Source organism: Pseudomonas sp. X10 (assembly GCF_054889225.1).
The window spans coordinates 3,926,497-3,947,304 of the sequence record NZ_CM142677.1; the positions used below are offsets into that span (position 1 = coordinate 3,926,497).

Annotated in this window: 24 protein-coding genes; 6 read left to right on the forward strand and 18 right to left on the reverse strand. The window is 63.9% G+C overall.

Features of this window, described 5'->3' with window-relative positions; all coding sequences use genetic code 11:
* Window positions 1–92 precede the first annotated feature (92 nt).
* On the forward strand, window positions 93–1,091 hold the full coding sequence (locus tag ACYU03_RS17740) for a sulfate ABC transporter substrate-binding protein (RefSeq protein ID WP_461885942.1): 999 nt from the start codon (window positions 93–95) through the stop codon (window positions 1,089–1,091).
* Between the two features lie 96 nt (window positions 1,092–1,187).
* Here ACYU03_RS17740 and ACYU03_RS17745 read toward each other — a convergent pair whose 3' ends face one another.
* Window positions 1,188–2,117: a class I SAM-dependent methyltransferase gene (locus ACYU03_RS17745; protein ID WP_461885943.1), complete on the reverse strand. Its 930-nt coding sequence runs from the start codon at window positions 2,115–2,117 to the stop codon at window positions 1,188–1,190.
* A gap of 68 nt (window positions 2,118–2,185) precedes the next feature.
* On the reverse strand, window positions 2,186–3,091 hold the full coding sequence (locus tag ACYU03_RS17750; protein WP_461885944.1) for a DMT family transporter: 906 nt from the start codon (window positions 3,089–3,091) through the stop codon (window positions 2,186–2,188).
* 133 nt (window positions 3,092–3,224) lie between these two features.
* Here ACYU03_RS17750 and ACYU03_RS17755 point away from each other — a divergent pair, with 133 nt between their 5' ends.
* The 3 genes from ACYU03_RS17755 (at window position 3,225) to ACYU03_RS17765 (ending at window position 6,378) form a co-directional block, all read left to right on the forward strand.
* Window positions 3,225–3,662 carry an Lrp/AsnC family transcriptional regulator gene (locus ACYU03_RS17755; protein WP_461885945.1) on the forward strand — a complete coding sequence of 146 codons (438 nt, stop codon included), beginning with the start codon at window positions 3,225–3,227 and terminating at the stop codon, window positions 3,660–3,662.
* A 438-nt stretch (window positions 3,663–4,100) separates the two neighbouring features.
* On the forward strand, window positions 4,101–5,633 hold the full coding sequence (locus ACYU03_RS17760) for an NCS1 family nucleobase:cation symporter-1 (protein WP_461885946.1): 1,533 nt from the start codon (window positions 4,101–4,103) through the stop codon (window positions 5,631–5,633).
* A 16-nt stretch (window positions 5,634–5,649) separates the two neighbouring features.
* On the forward strand, window positions 5,650–6,378 hold the full coding sequence (locus ACYU03_RS17765) for an aspartate/glutamate racemase family protein (protein WP_461885947.1): 729 nt from the start codon (window positions 5,650–5,652) through the stop codon (window positions 6,376–6,378).
* 76 nt (window positions 6,379–6,454) lie between these two features.
* Here the strand turns inward: ACYU03_RS17765 and ACYU03_RS17770 are convergent, their stop codons facing one another.
* The 16 genes from ACYU03_RS17770 to ccmA all read right to left on the reverse strand — a co-directional run bounded on the left by ACYU03_RS17770 (window position 6,455) and on the right by ccmA (window position 18,742).
* Window positions 6,455–7,654, reverse strand: a complete 1,200-nt coding sequence (locus ACYU03_RS17770; RefSeq protein WP_461885948.1) for a D-amino acid dehydrogenase — start codon at window positions 7,652–7,654, stop codon at window positions 6,455–6,457.
* 63 nt (window positions 7,655–7,717) lie between these two features.
* Window positions 7,718–8,380, reverse strand: coding sequence for a histidine phosphatase family protein (locus tag ACYU03_RS17775; protein WP_461885949.1), 663 nt, complete (start codon window positions 8,378–8,380; stop codon window positions 7,718–7,720).
* 202 nt (window positions 8,381–8,582) lie between these two features.
* Window positions 8,583–8,921 (reverse strand): FKBP-type peptidyl-prolyl cis-trans isomerase, encoded by a 339-nt coding sequence (locus tag ACYU03_RS17780; RefSeq protein WP_461885950.1) that lies wholly within the window; start codon window positions 8,919–8,921, stop codon window positions 8,583–8,585.
* Between the two features lie 101 nt (window positions 8,922–9,022).
* Window positions 9,023–9,430, reverse strand: a complete 408-nt coding sequence (locus ACYU03_RS17785; RefSeq protein ID WP_461885951.1) for a GFA family protein — start codon at window positions 9,428–9,430, stop codon at window positions 9,023–9,025.
* 130 nt (window positions 9,431–9,560) lie between these two features.
* Window positions 9,561–10,346, reverse strand: a complete 786-nt coding sequence (locus ACYU03_RS17790; protein WP_461885952.1) for a PhzF family phenazine biosynthesis protein — start codon at window positions 10,344–10,346, stop codon at window positions 9,561–9,563.
* A 51-nt stretch (window positions 10,347–10,397) separates the two neighbouring features.
* The gene (locus ACYU03_RS17795; protein ID WP_461885953.1) at window positions 10,398–11,336 is read right to left on the reverse strand and encodes a 2-hydroxyacid dehydrogenase; all 939 of its coding nucleotides are present in this window, start codon (window positions 11,334–11,336) and stop codon (window positions 10,398–10,400) included.
* A 45-nt stretch (window positions 11,337–11,381) separates the two neighbouring features.
* Window positions 11,382–11,807 (reverse strand): hypothetical protein, encoded by a 426-nt coding sequence (locus ACYU03_RS17800; protein ID WP_461885954.1) that lies wholly within the window; start codon window positions 11,805–11,807, stop codon window positions 11,382–11,384.
* A 12-nt stretch (window positions 11,808–11,819) separates the two neighbouring features.
* Window positions 11,820–13,016 carry a c-type cytochrome biogenesis protein CcmI gene (gene ccmI / locus ACYU03_RS17805; RefSeq protein ID WP_461885955.1) on the reverse strand — a complete coding sequence of 399 codons (1,197 nt, stop codon included), beginning with the start codon at window positions 13,014–13,016 and terminating at the stop codon, window positions 11,820–11,822.
* A complete protein-coding gene (locus ACYU03_RS17810; RefSeq protein WP_461885956.1) occupies window positions 13,009–13,485 on the reverse strand; it encodes a cytochrome c-type biogenesis protein in 477 nt (158 codons plus the stop codon). The genes ccmI and ACYU03_RS17810 overlap by 8 nt, the downstream gene beginning before the upstream one ends.
* Window positions 13,482–14,018 carry a DsbE family thiol:disulfide interchange protein gene (locus ACYU03_RS17815; RefSeq protein ID WP_461885957.1) on the reverse strand — a complete coding sequence of 179 codons (537 nt, stop codon included), beginning with the start codon at window positions 14,016–14,018 and terminating at the stop codon, window positions 13,482–13,484. The genes ACYU03_RS17810 and ACYU03_RS17815 overlap by 4 nt, the downstream gene beginning before the upstream one ends.
* Window positions 14,015–15,988 (reverse strand): heme lyase CcmF/NrfE family subunit, encoded by a 1,974-nt coding sequence (locus ACYU03_RS17820; RefSeq protein WP_461891492.1) that lies wholly within the window; start codon window positions 15,986–15,988, stop codon window positions 14,015–14,017. The genes ACYU03_RS17815 and ACYU03_RS17820 overlap by 4 nt, the downstream gene beginning before the upstream one ends.
* Window positions 15,989–15,999: 11 nt before the next feature.
* The gene (gene ccmE, locus ACYU03_RS17825; RefSeq protein WP_461885958.1) at window positions 16,000–16,455 is read right to left on the reverse strand and encodes a cytochrome c maturation protein CcmE; all 456 of its coding nucleotides are present in this window, start codon (window positions 16,453–16,455) and stop codon (window positions 16,000–16,002) included.
* Complete coding sequence (ccmD, locus tag ACYU03_RS17830) at window positions 16,452–16,628, reverse strand: heme exporter protein CcmD (RefSeq protein WP_461885959.1); 177 nt, start codon at window positions 16,626–16,628, stop codon at window positions 16,452–16,454. Before ccmD ends, ccmE begins: the two co-directional genes overlap by 4 nt.
* The gene (locus ACYU03_RS17835; RefSeq protein WP_461885960.1) at window positions 16,625–17,401 is read right to left on the reverse strand and encodes a heme ABC transporter permease; all 777 of its coding nucleotides are present in this window, start codon (window positions 17,399–17,401) and stop codon (window positions 16,625–16,627) included. The genes ccmD and ACYU03_RS17835 overlap by 4 nt, the downstream gene beginning before the upstream one ends.
* Before the next feature lie 43 nt (window positions 17,402–17,444).
* A complete protein-coding gene (ccmB, locus tag ACYU03_RS17840) occupies window positions 17,445–18,113 on the reverse strand; it encodes a heme exporter protein CcmB (RefSeq protein ID WP_461885961.1) in 669 nt (222 codons plus the stop codon).
* Complete coding sequence (ccmA, locus tag ACYU03_RS17845) at window positions 18,110–18,742, reverse strand: cytochrome c biogenesis heme-transporting ATPase CcmA (RefSeq protein ID WP_461885962.1); 633 nt, start codon at window positions 18,740–18,742, stop codon at window positions 18,110–18,112. Before ccmA ends, ccmB begins: the two co-directional genes overlap by 4 nt.
* Before the next feature lie 158 nt (window positions 18,743–18,900).
* Between ccmA and fliK the strand changes: the two genes are divergently transcribed.
* Window positions 18,901–20,457, forward strand: a complete 1,557-nt coding sequence (fliK, locus tag ACYU03_RS17850; RefSeq protein ID WP_461885963.1) for a flagellar hook-length control protein FliK — start codon at window positions 18,901–18,903, stop codon at window positions 20,455–20,457.
* Entirely contained in the window at window positions 20,454–20,804 is a 351-nt protein-coding gene (locus ACYU03_RS17855; RefSeq protein WP_461885964.1) for an EscU/YscU/HrcU family type III secretion system export apparatus switch protein, read from the forward strand. Before fliK ends, ACYU03_RS17855 begins: the two co-directional genes overlap by 4 nt.
* Window positions 20,805–20,808 lie beyond the last annotated feature (4 nt).

A 20,808-nucleotide genomic window follows, 5' to 3' on the forward strand; every position in this document is an offset into this window, starting at 1 on the left:
GCAAAGAGCCTTTTGGTCTTTAATCGCCTAAGAACGAACCGTTATAGTCGCTGGCATATCGCCAACAACACTACTCGTACAAGGAATGCGTCGTGAAAAAACTCTTCAGTGCCTCACTGCTGGCCGCCGGCCTCGCCTTGGGCAACCTGGCCCAGGCCGCGCCCACCCTGCTCAACGTCTCCTATGACGTGATGCGCGACTTCTACAAGGACTACAACCCGGCGTTCCAGAAGCACTGGGAAGCCGAGCACAAAGAAAAGGTCAACGTACAAATGTCCTTCGGCGGCTCGAGCAAACAGGCACGAGCAGTGATCGATGGCCTGCCGGCTGACGTCATCACCATGAACATGGCCACCGACATCAATGCCCTGGTAGACAACGGCAAGCTGGTGCCCGACAACTGGGTGACCCGTCTGCCGAACAACAGCGCGCCGTTCACCTCGGCCACCGTGTTCATCGTGCGCAAAGGCAACCCCAAGGCCCTGAAGGACTGGCCGGACCTGCTCAAAGACGGCGTACAGGTGATCGTGCCCAACCCCAAGACCTCGGGTAACGGCCGCTACACCTACCTCTCGGCCTGGGGTTATGTCCTCAAAGAAGGCGGTGACGAGAACAAGGCACGCGAGTTCGTCGGCAAACTGTTCAAGCAGGCGCCAGTGCTCGACACCGGTGGCCGCGCCGCCACCACCACCTTCATGACCAACCAGATCGGCGACGTACTGGTAACGTTCGAGAACGAAGCCGAGATGATCGCCCGCGAGTTCGGCCGCGACCAGTTCGAAGTGGTCTACCCGAGCGTGTCTGCCGAGGCCGAGCCTCCGGTAAGCGTGGTCGACAAGGTAGTGGAGAGGAAAGGCACCCGTGCCGTGGCTGAGGAATACCTGAAGTACCTGTGGTCGCCAGAAGCCCAGGAAATCGCCGCGCAGAACTACCTGCGCCCGCGTGACGCCACCGTGCTGGCCAAGTACACCGACCGTTTCCCGAAAGTCGACTTCCTCTCGGTGGAAAAAACCTTCGGTGACTGGCGCACCGTGCAGAAGACCCACTTCAATGACGGTGGCGTGTTCGACCAGATCTATACCGGCCAGTAAGACCGCAACACAGGGGCGCGTTGCGCCCCATTCGCAGCCGCTCCTCATTCCACTGTAGGAGCGGGCTTGCCCGCGATAGCGCCGGCACGACCTGAATCAGCTCTCCAGACGAAACACCAGCGCCTTCAACCCACCCTCAGGATCCGCATCAGGAAACTCCGGCGGATTCTCCAGCCGCTCGACAAACGCCAGCACAGGCGCATGCTCCGCCATGCCGTCGATCAGGAACTGCGAACCAATCCCCGGATCATTCACGCAGGCCAACACCGTCCCCCCCTCGCTCAACAACTCCGGCAGTCGACGCAGGATCTTCGCGTAATCCTGGGTCAGCACGAAGCTGCCCCGTTGGAAGCTCGGCGGATCGATGATGATCAGGTCATACGGCCCATATTTGCGTACCTTGCCCCACGACTTGAACAACTCGTGCCCAAGAAACGCCACCTGCCCCACGTCATGCCCATTGAGCCGATGATTATCGCGGCCACGGGACAGCGCCGCCTTGGCCATGTCGAGGTTGACCACCTGCTCTGCGTCCCCGGCAATCGCCGCAACCGAGAAGCCACAGGTGTAGGCGAACAGATTGAGCACCCGCTTGCCCGCTGCCTGCTGCCGAACCCAGCGGCGCCCGTAACGCATGTCGAGGAACAGCCCATTGTTCTGCCGCACACCCAGATCGAGCAGGTACTTCAGGCCGTCCTCGGTCACTTCGCGTTGCTGGCAGGGGTCGCCCAGTAGCCACTGGCCAGGGCTGTCCGGCAGGTAGCGATGCTGGATGAGGATGGCCTGGCCGGTACATTGCGAGCGCTCGGCCAACGAACGCAGCATGGCTTCCAGCTCAGCCAACTGCCCTGCAGGCGGCTCACGGAACAGCGCCACCAGCAACACGCCCTGCAGCCAATCGACAGTGATCTGCTCCAATCCCGGCCAACAGCGACCGCGGCCATGGAACAGGCGGCGGGTTTCTTCGGGAACGGGGTCGAGGGCCACGAGCAAGTGCTGCTCAAGGGTTTGGATCACGGAAGTCATGGCAAAGTCGCTAACGCAAAAAGGGGGCTATTCTACGCCCCCTTCCTCACCAGTGCCTGCCCGCCGGCTCAGTCCGGCTTGACGGCGGCCCGGCGCGCAGCGGGCCTGAACCACCAGCCTTGCTGCATACCGGCCGCGGCCAGCAGGATCGCCGCCACGCCCACCCACTGCAAGGGCGCCAGGCGATGGCCAAAGGCAAACCAGTCGACCAGGATCGCCGCAATCGGGTAGATGAACGACAAAGCGCCAGTCAGGGCCGTCGGCAGGCGCTGGATGGCGCTGTACAGCAGCACGTACATCAATCCGGTGTGGACCATGCCCAATGTCACCAAGCTAGCCAATGCCGACGCCTCGGTGGGTAGGTTGCCGACATTGGCCCACGGCGCCAGCAGAACGATACCGGTGCACACCTGGATCAGCGCGATCAGGTGCGGTGACGTGCCGCTCAGGCGCTTGATGATCATCGCAGCCACGGCATAGAGGAACGCCGCACCCAAGGCCAGGACAATCCCCAGCAGGTAGTCGCTGCCGCTGCCCTGCTGGCTGCCGTGGGCGCTGACGATGGCCAGCATCCCGACAAAGGCCAGGCTCAGCCAGAACAGCTTGGGCACGGTGATCTTCTCGCCGAGAAATAGCGCAGCCAGGCCGACCAATATGAAAGGCTGGACGTTGTACACCGCCGTGCCGATGGCGATCGAGGCTCGCGAGTAGGAGGCGAACAACAGCACCCAGTTACCGACGATGGCCACGCCGCTGAGCAGCGCCAGAAGAAAAGCAGTACGGCCGATCACGCCCGGCTTGAGAAAGCCCATAGCAGCGCAGATCAGCAGCAGGGTTCCGGCGCCGAACAGGCAGCGCCAGAACACCACATCCAGCACCGGCTGTCCCGACACCAGCACGAACCAGCCAATGGTCCCGGAAATCAGCATGGCAGCGGTCATTTCCAATGAACCACGACGTACTGAACTGTCCATCACACACCTCCGTTTAACGATGGAAACAGTATGCCGAAGGCACTGACACGCCATCCAGCGGATAACGAAGGAAGAATCAAGAGTCTACCTTTACTATCAAGGTGAATTCACAATTTTGCCTGACGAGGCCAACATGACCGACGACATCGACCAACTGCTGATCAACGCCTTGATGGAAGACTCGCGCCGCTCCCTCAAAGCCCTGGCCCAGCTCAGCGGCCTGTCCGCGCCCAGCGTCAGCGAGCGGCTGCGCCGCCTGGAAGAACGCGGTGTATTGCGCGGCTACACCGTGGACATCGACCCCCGCTGCTTCGGCTATCAGTTGCAGGCCATCGTGCGCATCCGCCCCTTGCCCGGGCAGTTGCAGGAAGTGGAACGGCAGATCATCGCTATCCCCGAGTTCACCGAGTGCGACAAAGTCACCGGCGAGGACTGCTTCATCGCCCGCCTGCATGTGCGCACCATGGAGCAACTCGATTCCTTGCTGGACAAGCTCAACGTCCATGCGGAAACCAATACCGCGATCATTAAGAAGACCTCGGTGAGACGACGGTTGCCGCCGATGAACTGATCGATCAGTTTTTGTACACACTTATGTCACCTAAAGTGCCATTTTTGTGTGCACTTCCCCAAGTAACGCCCCATAACGTTACAGCCATAGAGCGGTATAAGTTGACCTGAAAATCAACAAATAGGCCTGTAAAAAATAAAAACTGTTCAAATGGTCAACTTATATTTTCAAGATTTCATCCACTTATGTTTCAAAGACATAAGTTCGAAAATGAGTCACCTCGCCCCCTACAAGTTTCCTGGCATGGAACTGGCTTTAGTGTGTTCATGTTTTGTATACAAACCAGACAAAACATAAATACACATTAACCCGCACGCCTGCCCCAAGACAGGCTGCAGAAGCCCTGAACCCAGTGATGCCAATGCCTGCACCGACGAGATGGCGAGCCCGTGCGCATGCCCGCTCCTCGCAGTACGCACGCATCAGGAGCCTGCCGGAATGAGTACAAGCCTCAACCTTGCCCCTGAACTTTCCGTGGCCAGCACCACACCCGCATCCACCGACACCGGTGATCTTCCGCTTCCTGAACTGAGCCCACGCCTGCACAACCGCGACCTCGCACCGACCCGACTCGAAGGCCGGCGCTGGGGGGGCTACAGCATCTTCGCGTTATGGACCAATGATGTGCACAACATCGCCAACTACTCCTTCGCCATGGGCCTCTTCGCCCTTGGCCTGGGTGGCTGGCAGATCCTGCTGTCGCTGGCCATCGGCGCGGCGCTGGTGTACTTCTTCATGAACCTGTCCGGCTACATGGGCCAGAAGACCGGCGTGCCCTTCCCGGTCATCAGCCGCATCGCCTTCGGCATCCATGGCGCGCAGATCCCCGCACTGATCCGCGCAGTGATCGCCATCGCCTGGTTCGGCATCCAGACCTACCTGGCCTCGGTGGTGCTACGGGTACTGCTCATGGCGGTGTGGCCACACCTGGCGGCCTATGACCAGGACAGCATCCTTGGCCTGTCGAGCCTGGGCTGGGTGTGCTTCGTGTCGATCTGGCTGGTGCAGTTGGTGATCCTTGCCTACGGCATGGAGATGGTGCGCCGCTACGAGGCGTTCGCCGGTCCGGTGATCCTGCTGACCGTGGCCAGCCTCGCGGGGTGGATGTACTTCCAGGCCGACGCACGCATCGCCTGGTCGGTGAACGAACCCCTGACGGGCTTCGAGATGTGGCGCAACATCTTCGCCGGTGGCGCACTGTGGCTGGCGATCTACGGCACCCTGGTGCTGAACTTCTGCGACTTCGCCCGCTCCTCGCCGTGCCGCAAGACCATCCGCGTCGGCAACTTCTGGGGCCTGCCGGTGAACATCCTGGCCTTTGCCGTGATCACCGTGGTGCTGTGCGGCGCACAGTTCCAGATCAACGGGCAAATCATCGACAGCCCGACACAGATCGTCGCCAATATCCCCAACACCCTGTTCCTGGTGCTCGGTTGCCTGGCCTTCCTGATCGTCACCGTGGCGGTGAACATCATGGCCAACTTCGTCGCACCGGCCTTCGTCCTCAGCAACCTGGCGCCGCGTCACCTGAACTTCCGCCGAGCCGGGCTGATCAGCGCCACCCTGGCGGTGCTCATCCTGCCGTGGAACCTCTACAACAGCCCGCTGGTGATCGTCTACTTCCTGTCCGGCCTCGGCGCTCTGCTCGGCCCACTGTACGGCGTGATCATGGCCGACTACTGGCTGCTGCGTAAGGGACGAGTCAACGTGCCGGAGCTGTACAGCGAGCACCCGGACGGCGCCTATCACTACCACCGCGGGGTCAACCTGCGTGCCCTGGCCGCGTTCATTCCCGCCGCCTTGCTGGCCATCGTCCTGGCCCTGGTGCCCAACTTCCACAGCGTGGCGCCCTTCTCCTGGCTGATCGGTGCCGGCATCGCCGCCGCCCTCTACCTGCTGGTCGCCCAGCGCCATAACCAATACCTGGATGTCAGCGGCGAACGCATCGCCGTCGACCACAGCAGCCATTGATTGCGGAGAGCCGTTCATGCGCATTCTGATCGTCAACGTCAACACCACCGAAGCCATCACCGAGGCCATTGCCGAACAAGCCCGCAGCGTCGCCGCGCCGGGCACCGAGATCGTCGGCCTGACGCCCTGGTTCGGTGCCGAATCCGTCGAAGGCAACTTCGAAAGCTACCTGGCTGCCATCGCCGTCATGGACCGCGTACTGTCCTATGAGGAACCCTTCGATGCGGTGATCCAGGCCGGCTACGGCGAACATGGCCGCGAAGGCCTGCAGGAGCTGCTCGAAGTGCCGGTGGTGGACATCACCGACGCCGCCGCCAGCACGGCCATGTACCTGGGCCACGCCTATTCGGTAGTGACCACCCTGGACCGCACCGTGCCCTTGATCGAAGACCGCCTGAAGTTGTCCGGCCTCTACGACCGCTGCGCCTCGGTACGTGCCAGCGGCTTGGCGGTACTGGACCTGGAGGCCGACCCGCAACGGGCGGTAGAGGCGATCGTCAGCCAGGCCGAACGGGCCGTACAGGACGACAAGGCCGAAGTGATCTGCCTCGGTTGCGGCGGCATGGCCGGCCTCGACGAACGCATCCGCCAGCGCACCGGCGTGCCCGTGGTCGACGGCGTCAGCGCAGCGGTGACCATCGCCGAGTCGCTGGTACGGTTGGGGTTGAAAACATCGAAAGTGCGGACCTATGCGCCGCCCAGGGCCAAACGGGTCGTGGGCTGGCCAATGCGCTTAGGGCGCTGACCCGCCAGTTCCCCAGATCCACGCGATACCCGTCAGGGTCAGTGCAGGTGATGCATCTGTAGTTGTCTGCACTGCCCTATTCGCTGGCAAGCATCCTGGCCAGCCGCTGCGCGCAGCCACACGCCAGGGTGAACCCCAGCGCTCCATGCCCCAGGTTCAACCACAGGTTGCGGTAAGGGCTGGCCCCCAACAGCGGCACCCCGGTCGGTGTCGCCGGCCGCATCCCGGCCCATTCCACCGCTCGGCTGTAATCGGCAGCATCCGGCAAAGTCGCCTGCGCCAACCCACGCATGCTGCGCAACCGCCGGGGATCCACCGACTCATCGAAACCGACGATGTCCACCATGGCCGCCACGCGCAACTGCTGCGCCAGGCGGGCATAGACGATCTTGCGCTCGTAGTCGGTGATACTCACTTGCGGTGCCCGCTGCCCCGGCACAATGGGTGCGGTAAGGCTGTAGCCCTTGAGCGGATAGATCGGCAGATGCAGGCCCGGCAGGCGCAAGGCCGGGCTGCGGTGACCGGCGCAGAGCACTAGTTGCTGCACCGGTAACTGCTCGCTGCCCAGTTGCAACGCCGTCACCTCGCCTTTGTCGTGCAACAGCCGTGTCACCGGCTGGCCGAACACGAACCGGCATTGCCCCGAAGCACGCAAGCGCTCGGCCAGTACCTGGCAGAAGCGATGACAATCGGCAACTTCTTCGTCGGGTGTGAACACACCACCAATGAACGAGCCATCCGCCAGGGCCGGCTCCAGCGCCCGCACCTCAGCACCATCCAGCACCTGCTGGCCCTGCGGATCGAGCAGATGGGCACGAGCCTGGGCGAACGAACGTGGCGTGCGGAAGGCCACCAGCTTACCGTTGCGGCGCCAGGCGAAACCCTCCAGGCCATCTACCTCGCGCCATTGCGCCAGAGTGGCCTGGCTGTGCAACGCCAGCTCGAGCAAGACCTCGCCATTGCGGCGGTTGACCGAGCCCCGACAGGCCCGCAAAAACGCCATCAACCAGCGCCACTGGGCTGGGTCCAGGCGTGGCCGCAAGCGTAGCGGCGACTCCCGCCGCAACAGCCAGCCCAGCGCCTGCCAGGGCACGCCGGCATCGGCCAGTGGCGCCACATAGCGGTAGGACAGTTGCCCCCCATTGGCGAAGCTGGTCGCACTGGCCAGGCTGTCCCGGGCTTCGATCAGTTCCACCGAAAAGCCTTCACGCACCAACGCGTACGCCGTCGCCAGGCCAATCACGCCCCCGCCGATCACTGTTACCCGTTCTTCCATGAGGTCCCTCCCACACCGAGAGGTCCAGCCTAATCAGAATAGAAACGTCCGGATACCAAAAAATCAGCTGGGGCAGGCGTGCTCGCCGCCATCCAGCCCCTGGCGGTAGTTGCGGCTGAGCAGGCTGGCCTTGCCGTCCTTCCAAGTCAGGGTCAAGACATAGAGCGAATCGAAATCATCGCCGTCCCAGTCCTCGGTGATCACCTGCTCCTCGCCCAGCGCCTCGCCGGCCACGGCGTTGATCAGATCAGGCAGGTAGCCATGGGACCAGGCGGTGTAGACGGTGGCATTGCGATACTTGTCGCTCAGCAGTTCTTCGGCGAGCTCATCGGTATCGTTGGCGCCGAAGTCGATGTTCACCGGCAGCCCCAGCTTGATGGCACTGGGGCTAATGGTCATCAACGGGCGGATATAGCTGTAGGAGTCGTCGCGGCTGCCCTCTTCGACATGGCGCGAAGGGTTGGCAGCGAATACATAGTCGGCCTTGCCGAATTTCTCGGGCAGCAGGGTCGCCAGGTCCAGGGCGCGGTTCAGCCCCTGGCAGTTGAGCTGACCCAAGCCCTCGTCGGGTTTCTCGGCATGACGCAGGAACACCAGGGTCTGGGTGCCATCGACCGGCTCTGCCCGGCTTTCCACCACCTCCAACGCCAGCGGCGCGATGACAGCAGTGAACGCCGCGCCTAGGAGCGCATGGCGGCGACGGAGAACGAACGAGGGCAACTTCATGACGACAGACTCTTGCGGCGATAGGGTTGGGCTGCCCTGCCTGATTGCCCCGCGGCTTGCGCCGCGAGGCTCCTTGTCAGTCATCCCTCCATGGATGCGAGCGAGCTTCAGAGTGCCATACAGGCAATTGGTTCATCCTTGGGTAGCCATCCATGAGCCAGACTGACTCTATCGTCGGCATATTTCCGGATTGAGACGCCGGTCAATCGTCGCGGGTAAGCACCTCGAGCAGCTCGATCTCGAAGGTCAGGTCCGCGTTCGGTGGAATGGCGCCAACCTTGCGCTCGCCATAGCCCAGGTGCGCGGGTACTCGCAGCTTGCGCTTGCCGCCGACGCGCATGCCCATCAGGCCTTGATCCCACCCCTTGATCACGCGGCCGGTACCAATCACGCACTGGAATGGCTTGCCACGGGACCAGGACGAGTCGAACTCGCTGCCGTCCTCCAACCAGCCGGTGTACTGGGTGGTGATCAGGGCGCCCTTGACCACGGCCTTGCCGTCGCCTTCCTGGATATCGATGATTTGCAGTTCGCTGCTCATGCCGGGTCTCTTGAAGCGGATTTCGAGCCCGCCTTTTCTCAGGAATGAACGGATTTGGCAAGACCGCGTGGGGTTTCACGCTAACGCAGGTCTAGTGGCCGCTAGCTGAACTGCGCCATCACCTGCTCACCGGTCATTTCCTGAGTCTGGTTGGCGAAGCAGTAATACGCCGGCTTCTCGTCGACGAACACCTGCAGATCGAAGACCCAATCGGTGTCACCGTCGAGGATCCCGACCGGCACCGCATCGAAGCCACCGGCCTTGAGCCGGTAGAACAGGTGCGTGCCGCACTGGCCGCAAAACCCGCGCTGGGCCCAGTCGGACGAATCGTAGACACTCGGCTCGGCGCCGCTGTAACGCACCTGTTGGGTGCTGTGCACCACCAGCAGCGGACCACCGCTCCACTTACGGCACATGCTGCAGTGGCAGGCGTTAACGCTGGCGTTTTCCAGGGACACGCTGACTTTGATGGCGCCACAAAGACAGCTGCCGTGTTTTTCCAGGGACATGGCGGAGCTCCATCGCAATGAGGAACGGGCACATAAGTCTAGCGCAGGGCCGTGCAGGAGCCAGCGTCAGCGGGCGAAGCCTTGCCAGAGGCAAGGGGCCTCCTACCTCGGCTCGGCGACGCATGCAGGATCAGATGTAGATCGTGCCACGCAGGTACAACGCAGCCTGCCCGCTGATGATCACCCGGCCATTGTCCTGCACTTCACAATGCAGTTGCCCCTTGCGCGCCCCACCCTGCTCGCAGCTCAGGCTGCGCTTGCCGAGGCGCTGCGCCCAGTAAGGCGCCAGCGAGGTATGCGCAGAGCCCGTGACCGGGTCTTCGTTCACCCCCACCCGTGGCCCGAACCAGCGGGTGACGAAGTCGAAGCCACGCCCCGGCGCAGTCACCGCGATCCCCCTTACGTCGTAAGCCGCCAGAGCTGCGAAATCCGGGGCCAGGCCATCGAGCAGCGAGGCATCGTCGATCACCACCAGGTAGTCATCGGTGCGGAACAGTCCATGGGCCTGCTCCAGACCCAAGGCCTCCAGCAGGCCATTCGGAAACGCCTCGGCAAGCGGTTGCTTGGCCGGGAAGTCCATGGCCAGGCGGCCGTCCGCTCGGCTGACCCGCAACTCGCCACTGCGGGTATTGAAGCGCAGCACCTCGCACTGTTCGCCGAGCTGCTCGAAGAGCACCCAGGCAGCCGCCAGGGTCGCATGGCCACACAGGTCCACTTCCACGGTCGGGGTGAACCAGCGCAGGTCGAAGCCTTCGCCATTGCGTACAAAATAGGCGGTCTCCGAGAGGTTGTTCTCGGCTGCGATCAGTTGCAGGGTTTCATCCGGCAGCCAGCTTTGCAGCGGGCAGACAGCTGCGGGGTTGCCACCGAATGGCGTGGAGGTGAAGGCGTCGACCTGGAAGATCTCGAGTTGCATGCAAAAAGCTCCTCTAACCTGAAGCCACTTCAGGTTGATTCAAGAAAGGGATCAGCGAAGGACCGGCGTCAGCACCGGCTCACCTGAAAAGAACGCCTGCAAGTTGCGCAGCACCAGGGCCACGGTGTCCCGCGCCGCTTCGGGCGACTGGCCGGCGACATGGGGTGTGAGCAGGGTATTGCCCAGGGCCTTTAGGGCATCCGGCACATTGGGTTCGTCATCGAACACATCCAGCGCGGCACCGGCGATCCCCCCTTGCCGCAAGGCCTGCACCAAGGCCTCGCTATCGACCACGCTAGCGCGCGCGATATTGAGCAGGTAGCCCTCATGCCCCAGGGCTTCGAGCACCTGGGCATCTACCAGATGCTGCGTACCGGCCCCGCCCGGGGTCGCGACCACGAGGATATCCACGGCCTCGGCCAGGCTCGGCACGCTGTCGTAGTAGGTGTAGGGCACGCCGTCACGAGGACTGCGATTATGGTAGCTGACACTCATATCGAAACCTTGCGCCGCACGCTTTGCAATCGCCAGGCCAACGGCGCCCAGGCCGATGATGCCCATGCGCTTGCCCGAGACAGACGGGCTGATCACCCGGTTCCACTCACCGCGGCGGGTACTGGCATCGGCCCGGGGAATGTCGCGCAGCAGTCCAAGCAACATGGCCATGGCATGGTCGGCCACTGCAGTGGCGTTGGCGCCGGCCCCATTGGTGACGGTGATACCGCGGGCCGCGGCGGCAGCCAGGTCGACCTGTTCGTAGCCGGCCCCGATCACGCAGATGATCTGCAACCTTGGCAGCGCAGCGATTTCCTCGGCCGTGAGCCCCAACGGGCCGCGCGTCAGCACTGCATCGATGTCATCGGCGTGGTGGGCGATGGCCGTGGCACGCGCTTGCGGCGACGGTGCACGGATCAGGCGATAGCCCGCCTGCTCCAGCAACGGCAAGTAATCATCAACGGTTTCCACCAGCACCAGGACTGTCTTGCTCATGCCACCCTCCGGCTCAATGCGAGGGGGCATTATGCGCAGCTTGGGCTATTGCGCGAAAGCCCGGCCCAGACCGCCCGGCACACCACTGCTGTCGGTTTCCTGCCAAGGGCCGTCGGGGCTGGTGGACCAGCTCCAGCCGTTGTCCCAGCGGTAGTAGGTGCGCTGGCGGTAGAAGGTATTGGCCTTCTTCTCCAGCACATAGACGCCCAGGCGCGGGTCCCAATGGCTGGCACCGCCGGGTGGCGGAGCGAAACTGGCCGAAGTGCGCGGCATGGGCTTGGGTGCTGGGGTCGTGCCTGGCGTGCTCGGCACACTGGGTTTGTCGCCGGGCAGAGGCTTGACCACCGGCCCGCTTGGCGGTGGCGTGGTTTTGATCGGCGGCAGCGGCGGCTGCTCGGCCGGTTGCTGCACCGTACACGCACTCAGACCCAGTGCCAGGGTGATCAGGGTCAGGCGGACGGTGCTGTTCATGGAGCGGCTCTCTTACGAATCGGGGCTGTCGATGGTCAGGTGTTGCGCGGCCTTGGTGCCAGTCGCCACGGGGGCACCCTTGCCGATCCATTCACCCTGGGTCGGCTGGCCCGCACGGGAAACGCGCGCAACCAGTTGGACTTCAGGAAAGTCCGACAGTTTCATCTGCGCCAGCATGGCATCGGCGTCGCTCAGTTCGACTTCGATAGGGAGCTGGGCGACCGTCACACGCTTGGCCGCCAGCGGCATGGGCGGGCCATTGCTGGCACGGGCGAAGATGAACACCGTGTCGTCGGGCTTGACCTTGTCCTTGAGCGCAGCGGCCAGTTCTACCCGGACCTTGAGCCGGACCGCCACCGGTGCAGCCTCAACAGGCGTGCCCCCGTCAGCCTTGAGCTTCTCGGCGGCACGGTCGATACCGCCCTGCAATGCCGTCCGCGAAGCATCGCCCTCGGGCAACTGGGCCAGCAGGCGCTGCCAGTAATCGATGGCCTGTTGGTAGCGCTCCCCCTCGAAGGCTGCGATACCCAGCAGGCCAAGGCTAGTGACTTCCTTGGGGTCGGTCTTGAGCGCTTCGTCGGTCAGGGCCTGCAGTTGCGGGTTCCATTGCTTGCCGTTGGCGAAGTACAGCGCCTGGGCCCATTGACCAAGCAACTCGGGCTGGCGCCCGGCCAGGGCCACGGCGCGCTCGAAGGTCTTGGCCGCATCCGCAGGGCGCTCATCGGCCATGTAGGCGCGGCCGAGGAAGTACAGGGCTTCGGCAGAGTCCGGCTGGGCCGCGACGACACGCTCCAGGCGCGAGGTCATTTCCTGCATGTTCTTCGGTGCCTGAGCGAACTCACGTGTCAGCTCGACCTTATCGGCAGCACCAAAATGCAGGTACAGCCCAAGCCCCAGCAGCGGCACCAGGATCGCCGCCAACAGCGGCAGAGGCTTGCCCAGGCGGCCCTGGCGCGGCGCCTCGGCACCCTCGGTGTCGGCCAGCAGCTCCCGGGCCGCCTCATCGCGGCCCTTGGCCAACTGCTCGGCATCGAGCGCACCGGCCTCTTGCTGCGCGGCCAGTTCGGCGACACGCTCCTGGTACAGGGCGACGTTCAGGGCGGTCCGATCCTCCTCCAACTGCTGGCGGCGGCCACGCAGCACGGGAATCAACAGGAAACCAAGGGCCACCAGCAACAGCAGGCCCGCGTACAGCCAGAAATCAGTCATGGTTTTTTTCTTTATCCAGCAGTTTGGCGAGGCGCTCGCGTTCTTCGGCGGACAGTTCCACGGGGCCGGCCACAGCTTGGCCACGGCGCCGGCGCACGATCAGCGCCAACACCACGAAACCACCAGCCAGGAGGATTCCCGGGCCGAACCAGAGCAACCAAGTGCGGCCAGTGAGCGCCGGCTTGTAGCGCACGAAGTCACCATAGCGGTCGACCATGAAGTCGACGATCTGCTGGTTGCTCTTGCCCTCGCCGAGCATGCGGAAGATCTCCCGGCGCAGGTCAGCGGCGATCGGCGCATTGGAGTCGGCAATGTCCTGGTTCTGGCACTTGGGGCAGCGCAGTTCCTTGGTCAGTTGGTGATAACGCTCACGCTCGGCGTCATCGGCGAACTGGTAAGTGTCGATGGCCGCGTGGGCCACACTGCCCAAGCTCAAGCCGAACACGGCGGCCGCCAGCCAGCGCCTCATTGCCGGGCCTCATCGACCAGGCCCTGGTACAGGGGCGCCAGTTGCTCGCGCCACACGGTGGCATCGACCACGCCGACATGCTTGTAGCGGATGATGCCCTTGGCATCGATCAAGAAGGTCTCCGGCGCGCCGTACACGCCCAGGTCCAGGCCCAGGGTGCCTTGCTCGTCACGGATATCCAGCTGGTAGGGGTTGTGGAACTCGCTCAGCCACTTCAGCGCAGCCGCGTTGTCATCCTTGTAGTTGACCCCATGGATCACCACCCCCTGCTCGGCCAGTTGGTTCAGGTACGGGTGCTCGACCTTGCAGGACGGGCACCAGGTCCCCCAGACGTTGACCAGCGCGGGCTTGCCGATCAGGTCGGCCTGGGTCAGGTTGCGGTCGCCCTGCACCGAGGCCAGGGAGAAGTCCGGGAACGGCTTGCCGATCATCGCCGATGGCAACTCGCTGGGATCCAGGTACAGGCCCCGGTAGAGAAACACCGCCACCAGCAGGAACAACGCCAGCGGCAACACCATGATCCAACGCTTCATGCAGTGGCTCCAGACAGGCCCAGGACATCACGCACCCGGGCTTTGACCTTGACGCGGTAGCGCCGATCGAAAGCCGCCAGCAAACCGCCCAGGCCGGTCAGCAGACCACCCAGCCAGATCCAGCGGACATAGGGTTTGATGTGTACCCGCACCGCCCAGGCGCCGTTGTCCAGCGGCTCGCCGAGGGCGACGTAAAGGTCGCGGGTGAAGCCGGCATCGATACCGGCTTCGGTCATCATCGACTGCTGCACGGTGTACAGGCGCTTCTCTGGATGCAGCACGCTGATCTCGCGACCATCGCGTACCACCCGTACCGTGCCCTTGTCGGAGGTGAAGTTGGGACCCTCGAAGTGCTCGGCGCCTTCAAAGACGAAGTGATAACCGGCCAACTCCACCGACTCGCCAGGCGCCATGCGCAGGTCGCGCTCGGCGCTGTTGTTGCTCGACAGCACCACGCCCAGGGCACAGACCGCCAGGCCCAGGTGTGCCAGGTGCATGCCCCAGTAGCTGCGGTTCAGGCCGCGCAGGCCCTTGAACAGGCCCTTGTGACGGGTCTTGTCGAGGATGTCGCGCAAGCCGGCCAGAACAATCCAGGCGGCCAGGGCGAAGGCGGTCAGCACCTGCCAGTCGAAGTCATCGACGATCAGCCCACCGACCGGTGCCAGGATCGCGCAGCCCACCAGCACCGGCGTCATCATGCCAGCCAGCCATTTGCCCGGCGTGTCCTTCCAGCGCACCACCACGCCAATGCCCAGCACCACCATGAGCAGCGCCATCAGCGGCAGGAACAGGGCATCGAAGTACGGCGGCCCGACCGACAGCTTGGCGCCGGTCAAAGCATCGAGGATCAACGGGTAGAGGGTGCCGAGCAGGATCATCGACGCCGCCACTACCAGAACCAGGTTGTTGGCCATCAGCAGGGTCTCACGGGACCACAGGGCGAAGCCGACCTGGCTCTTGACCACCGGAGCGCGCAAGGCGAACAAGGTCAGCGAACCGCCGACTACGCAGAGCAGGAAGATCAGGATGAACACGCCACGGGCCGGGTCGGAGGCAAAGGCATGCACCGAGGTCAGCACGCCCGAACGGACCAGGAAGGTGCCCAGCAGGCTCAGGGAGAAGGCGGCGATGGCCAGCAGCACCGTCCAGCTCTTGAAGACGCCGCGCTTTTCCGTGACCGCCAGCGAATGGATCAGCGCCGTGCCCACCAGCCAAGGCATGAAGGAGGCGTTTTCCACTGGATCCCAGAACCACCAGCCTCCCCAGCCCAGCTCGTAGTAGGCCCACCAGGAGCCGAGGGTGATGCCGATGCCGAGGAAGGCCCAGGCGACCAGGGTCCAGGGCCGCGACCAGCGCGCCCAGGCAGCGTCCAGGCGGCCGCCGAGCAAGGCGGCGATGGCGAAGGCGAAGGCCACCGAGAAGCCCACGTAACCCATGTACAGCATCGGTGGGTGGACGATCAGGCCGAAGTCCTGCAGCAGCGGATTGAGGTCGTTGCCGTCCGTGGGCACTTGCGGCAACAGGCGCGCGAAGGGGTTGGAGGTGATGATCAGGAAGGACAGGAAGCCGACACTGATCATCCCCATCACCGCCAGCACCCGCGCCAGCATGACCTGCGGCAGCTGGCGCGAGAATACCGAGACAGCGAAGGTCCAGCCACCGAGGATCAAGGCCCAGAGCAGCAACGAGCCTTCATGGGCGCCCCACACGGCGCTGAATTTGTAATACCAAGGCAAGGCGCTGTTGGAGTTGCTGGCCACGTAGGCGACCGAGAAGTTGTCGGTCATGAAGGCGTGGGTCAGGCAGGCGAAGGCGAACGCCAGGAAGGCGAACTGGCCCCAGGCCGCCGGGCGCGCCAGGCCCATCCACAGGCTGTCGCCACGCCAGGCGCCCAGCAGTGGCACGGTGGCCTGAACCGCGGCAAAGCAGATCGCCAGGATCATCGCCAACTGGCCCAGCTCAGGAATCATCAGAGCAGCGTTCATGGCCTAGCCTCCGTCGCGGTGGCCGCCTGGCCACTTTCTTTGAGGGCCTTGGTGACCTCCGGCGGCATGTACTTCTCGTCGTGCTTGGCCAGCACTTCATCGGCCACCACCACGCCATCGGCATTGAGCTTGCCCAGGGCGACGATGCCCTGCCCTTCGCGGAATAGGTCCGGGAGGATGCCGCGGTAGGTGATCGGCACCGACTTGTTGAAGTCGGTAACCACGAAGCGCACGTCCAGCGAGTCGCTAGAACGTTGCAGCGAGCCTTTCTCGACCATGCCCCCGGCGCGGATGCGGGTGTCCAGCGGCGCTTCGCCGCTGGCGATCTGGGTCGGGGTGTAGAACAAGTTGATGTTCTGCTGCAGGGCGCTCAGGGCCAAGGCCACGGCGACGCCGACACCGGCCAACAGGCCGAGGATGAGGAACAGGCGTTTCTTGCGCTGCGGATTCACTGGCGACTCTCCCGGCGCAGACGACGCGCCTCTTCTTGCAGGTAGCGGCGGCGGGCCAGCAGTGGCGAGGCGACGTTCAGCGCCAGCACCGCCAGGCAGATACCGTAGGCCGACCATACGTACAGGCCGTGGTGGCCCATGGCGAGGAAATCACTGAAGGAAGCAAAACTCATCGAGCCCTCTCCTGACCCAGGCTGTTCAACACTTCCTCCCTGACCCAACTGGCGCGCGCTTCGCGTTTGAGCACTTCAAGACGCATACGCAGCAACAGCACGGCGCCGAAAAAGCAGTAGAACCCCAGCACCGTCAACAGCAGCGGCAGCCACATCTCGGCGGGCATCGCCGGCTTTTCGGTCAAGGTGAAAGTGGCGCCTTGGTGCAGGGTGTTCCACCACTCCACCGAGTACTTGATGATCGGGATGTTCACCACCCCGACGATGGCCAGCACCGCGCAGGCCTTGGCCGCGCTGTCACGGTTGCTGATCGCCTGGCCCAGGGCAATGATGCCGAAGTACAGGAAAAGGAGGATAAGCATCGACGTCAGTCGGGCATCCCAGACCCACCAACTGCCCCAGGTCGGCTTGCCCCAGATAGCCCCGGTGACTAGTGCCACGGCGGTCATCCATGCGCCGATGGGCGCGGCGCACTGCAGGGCGACGTCGGCGATCTTCATCTTCCACACCAGCCCCACGACGCCAGCCACCGCCAACAGCACATAGCAGGACTGTGCCAGCATCGCCGCAGGCACGTGGATATAGATGATTCGGAAGCTGTTGCCTTGCTGGTAGTCCTGCGGGGCGAAGGCCAGACCCCAGGCTACGCCAACCAACAGCAGGGCTATGGCAGAGACGGCCAGCCACGGCAGCATACGGCCGCTGATGGCATAGAACCACTTCGGTGAACCCAGCTTGTGAAACCACGTCCAGCTTATTGCGCTGTTCTTCATCACGGTACATCCAGGGTCTTTGCTGGGCTTGGCCCAGACCTCATTATTCGCCGACGCTGATCTTCAGGCCGGCCGCTATTGCAAAGGGTGCCAGAGTTACAGCCAGGGCAGTCAGGCTGCCGAGCCAAAGCAGATAACCGGTCGCCGGCATAGCTTGCAATGCCGCTTGCAACGCGCCACTGCCCAGGATCAATACCGGGATATATAACGGCAAAATCAGCAGCGCCAACAGCAGCCCGCCGCGCTTGAGGCCGACCGTCAGCGCTGCGCCCACCGCTCCCAGCAGGCTAAGGATCGGCGTGCCGAGCAGCAACGAGGCCAGCAGCACCGGCAGGCAGGCCGTGGGCAATCCCAGCATCAGCGCCAGCAGCGGTGCCAACAATACCAGTGCCAGCCCGGAAAAAGTCCAGTGGGCCAGCACTTTGGCCAGCACCAGCATGGGCAGCGGGTGGGATGACAGCACCCATTGCTCCAGCGAACCATCCTCGAAATCGCTGCGAAACAGGCCGTCTAGCGAGAGTAATACGGAGAGCAAAGCCGCGACCCAGACCAATCCAGGAGACAAGGTTTGCAACAATTGCGTCTCGGGACCGACCGCCAACGGAAACAAAGCGATGACGATGGCGAAGAACACCAGCGGGTTGGCCAACTCGGCCGGACGGCGGCACAACAAGCGGGCTTCGCGACGCAACAACAGGACAAATACGCTCATGCGGCCCACTGCCCCAGGTTGAGTTCACGGTAACCACCCGGCTTGCGCTCAAGGTTGTGGTGAGTGGTCAGCACGACCATGCCGCCCTGCTCGCAATGCGCGGCCAGGTGCGCTTCGAGCTGGGCCACGCCCTGCTTGTCCAAGGCGGTGAAGGGCTCGTCGAGAATCCACAGCAACGGGCTGTCCAGGTACAGGCGTGCCAGGGCCACGCGGCGCTGCTGGCCAGCCGACAGTGTGTGGCAGGCCACATCCTCGAAACCGCGCAGGCCGACCGCCTCCAGGGCTCGCCATATCGCTTCGCGGCTGGCCGGCTGGTGCAGGGCGCAGAGCCAGGACAGGTTCTCTTCGGCGCTGAGCAAGTCCTTGATCCCGGCGGCATGACCAATCCACAACAGCACCTTGGCCAACTCGTGACGCATCTGCGCCAAGGGCTGGCCATTGAGCAGGATCTGCCCGGCGGTGGGCTGCATCAGGCCGGCCAACAGCCGCAACAAGCTGGTCTTGCCGCTGCCGTTGGGGCCACTGACCTGCAGCATGTCGCCAGGGCGCAATTGCAGGTCCAGATGCTCGAAGAGCATGCGCCAGTCGCGCTCGCAGGCCAGGCCTGCGGCTTGGAGATGAAGGGTCACGGTTTCGCCTTATGCTGTACCTGTCTCAAGTCGGCTTCTGCCCTGCCGTTATACTGGCATTGGCGGACTGCGCAGGGCGGGCGGCCGAACGAACGGCCGGCATTATACATGCGATGTCCTGCTGCCAAGAGGGCTGGTTTGACAGGTTGTATACAATCATGACGGAAATCAATAGTCTTGCTGCCCAAACTGCGGTCAGCCCACAGGCAGCCAAGGCGGCCAGGACCGGTGATCTGCTGCGCCTGTTGCAGCCACAGCCCGGCCTGTTGGCCCCCGGCGAGACCGCCCGGGCCGAGGTCATGTCGTTGCGCCAGGTCGGCCAGGACTTTCAGATGCTGTTGCGCCTGACCCTGGCCAACGGCAACCTGGCCCAGTTGCAGGCCAGCGGCAGTCAGCCACTGCCCCAAGGCAGCCTGCTCAACGTCAGCCAGGCCACCAACAACAGCCTGCTCGTTACCTTGCAGCAGGCCGCCGCCAACCTCACCCACCTCGACACTCGCCAATTCCCAGTCGGTACCCTGCTGCAAGGCAAGGTCCTGACCAGCCAGGCGCTGCCCCAGGCCGCGGGTGCGGCCGCCGTTTTCCGTTCGCTGGTCAGCCTGCTCAACAGTGCCCAGGCCGGCGCAACCCTGACCATCGACGGCCCCCGCCCACTGCCGGTGGGCAGCCTGCTCAGCGCTTTGGTGCAGGGTGACCAGTCACTGCGCTTCGTCCCTCTGAGCGGTCGCCAGGACCAATTGGTCATCGCCCAGCAGTTGCTTGCCCAACAGAACCGGCAGGCCTCGCTACCCGGCCTGCTCGCTGCCTTGCAGCAACTACGCGCCGACAGCGGCGCCAACGGCGAAGTGCGCGCCACCGCTGAGCGTCTGCTGGCGAACCTGCCGGACCTACGCCAGCTCAGCGACGCCAAGGGCGTGGCCCAAGCCCTGAACAACAGCGGCGCGTTTCTTGAAGGCAAGCTATTGGCCGGCCTGCCCGGCAGCATGATGACGGACCTGAAGGCACAGATGGTCAGGCTGGTGGCCCAGTTGCTGCCGGGACTGCCAGGCAACCCCGGTTTCAACCCAGCTGCCGCAGCCAGCACCCTGGCCCAGGTGTTCCCCGGGATGGCGCGCAATGCCCTGGGCATGCTCGGGCAGGTCAGCCCACGCCCCCAGCCGGGTAGCTTCCCCCTGCCCTCTCGGATGCTGCCGAGCCTGGAAAAAGAAGGTGACCTGCAGCAATTGCTGCGCCTGGCCGCCGCCGCCATCTCACGCCTGCAGAGCCATCAGTTGGCCAGCCTGCAGCAGACCGGCACCACCGAGAGCGGCAACCAACAGACCACCTGGCAACTGGAGATCCCCGTACGCAGCGGCCAGGACTTCGTGCCCCTGCAGGTCAAGCTGCAGCGCGAGGAAACACCTGAACAGCAAAACGACCCACAGCGTGGGCAACGTGACCCACTGGAACAGCTCTGGCGCATCGAACTGGCGTTCGACTTGCATCCGTTGGGCCCCTTGCAGGTTCAGGCGCAACTGGTCCAGGGCAAGCTGTCCGGCGAGATGTGGGCCGAAGTACCGGCCACCGCGCAACTGATCGGCAGCGAGCTCGGCGCCTTGCGCGAACGCCTGCTGGCCCGTGGCCTGAATGTCGGTGACCTGGAGTGCCACCCCGGTACGCCGCCGCAAGGCCCCCGTACCCGTCTGGAACAACGCTGGGTGGATGAAACCGCATGACCGACAAGCAGCCCCGCCAGGCCATTGCCCTGAGCTACGACGGCCAACAGGCGCCGACCCTCAGCGCCAAAGGTGAGGACGAACTGGCCGAAGCCATCCTCGCCATCGCCCGTGAACATGAAGTGCCGATCTACGAGAACCCGGAACTGGTGCGCCTGCTGGCACGCCTGGAACTGGGCGAGCAGATTCCCGAGGCGCTGTACCTGACCATCGCCGAGATCATCGCCTTCGCCTGGCAACTACGTGGCAAAGTACCGGAAGGCTTTGCCGAGGAACGTGAGCAAGAACGCAACATCACCCCCGGCCAACTGCGCCTGGGGCCCGCCATCGGTACCGGCAGCCTTTGACACC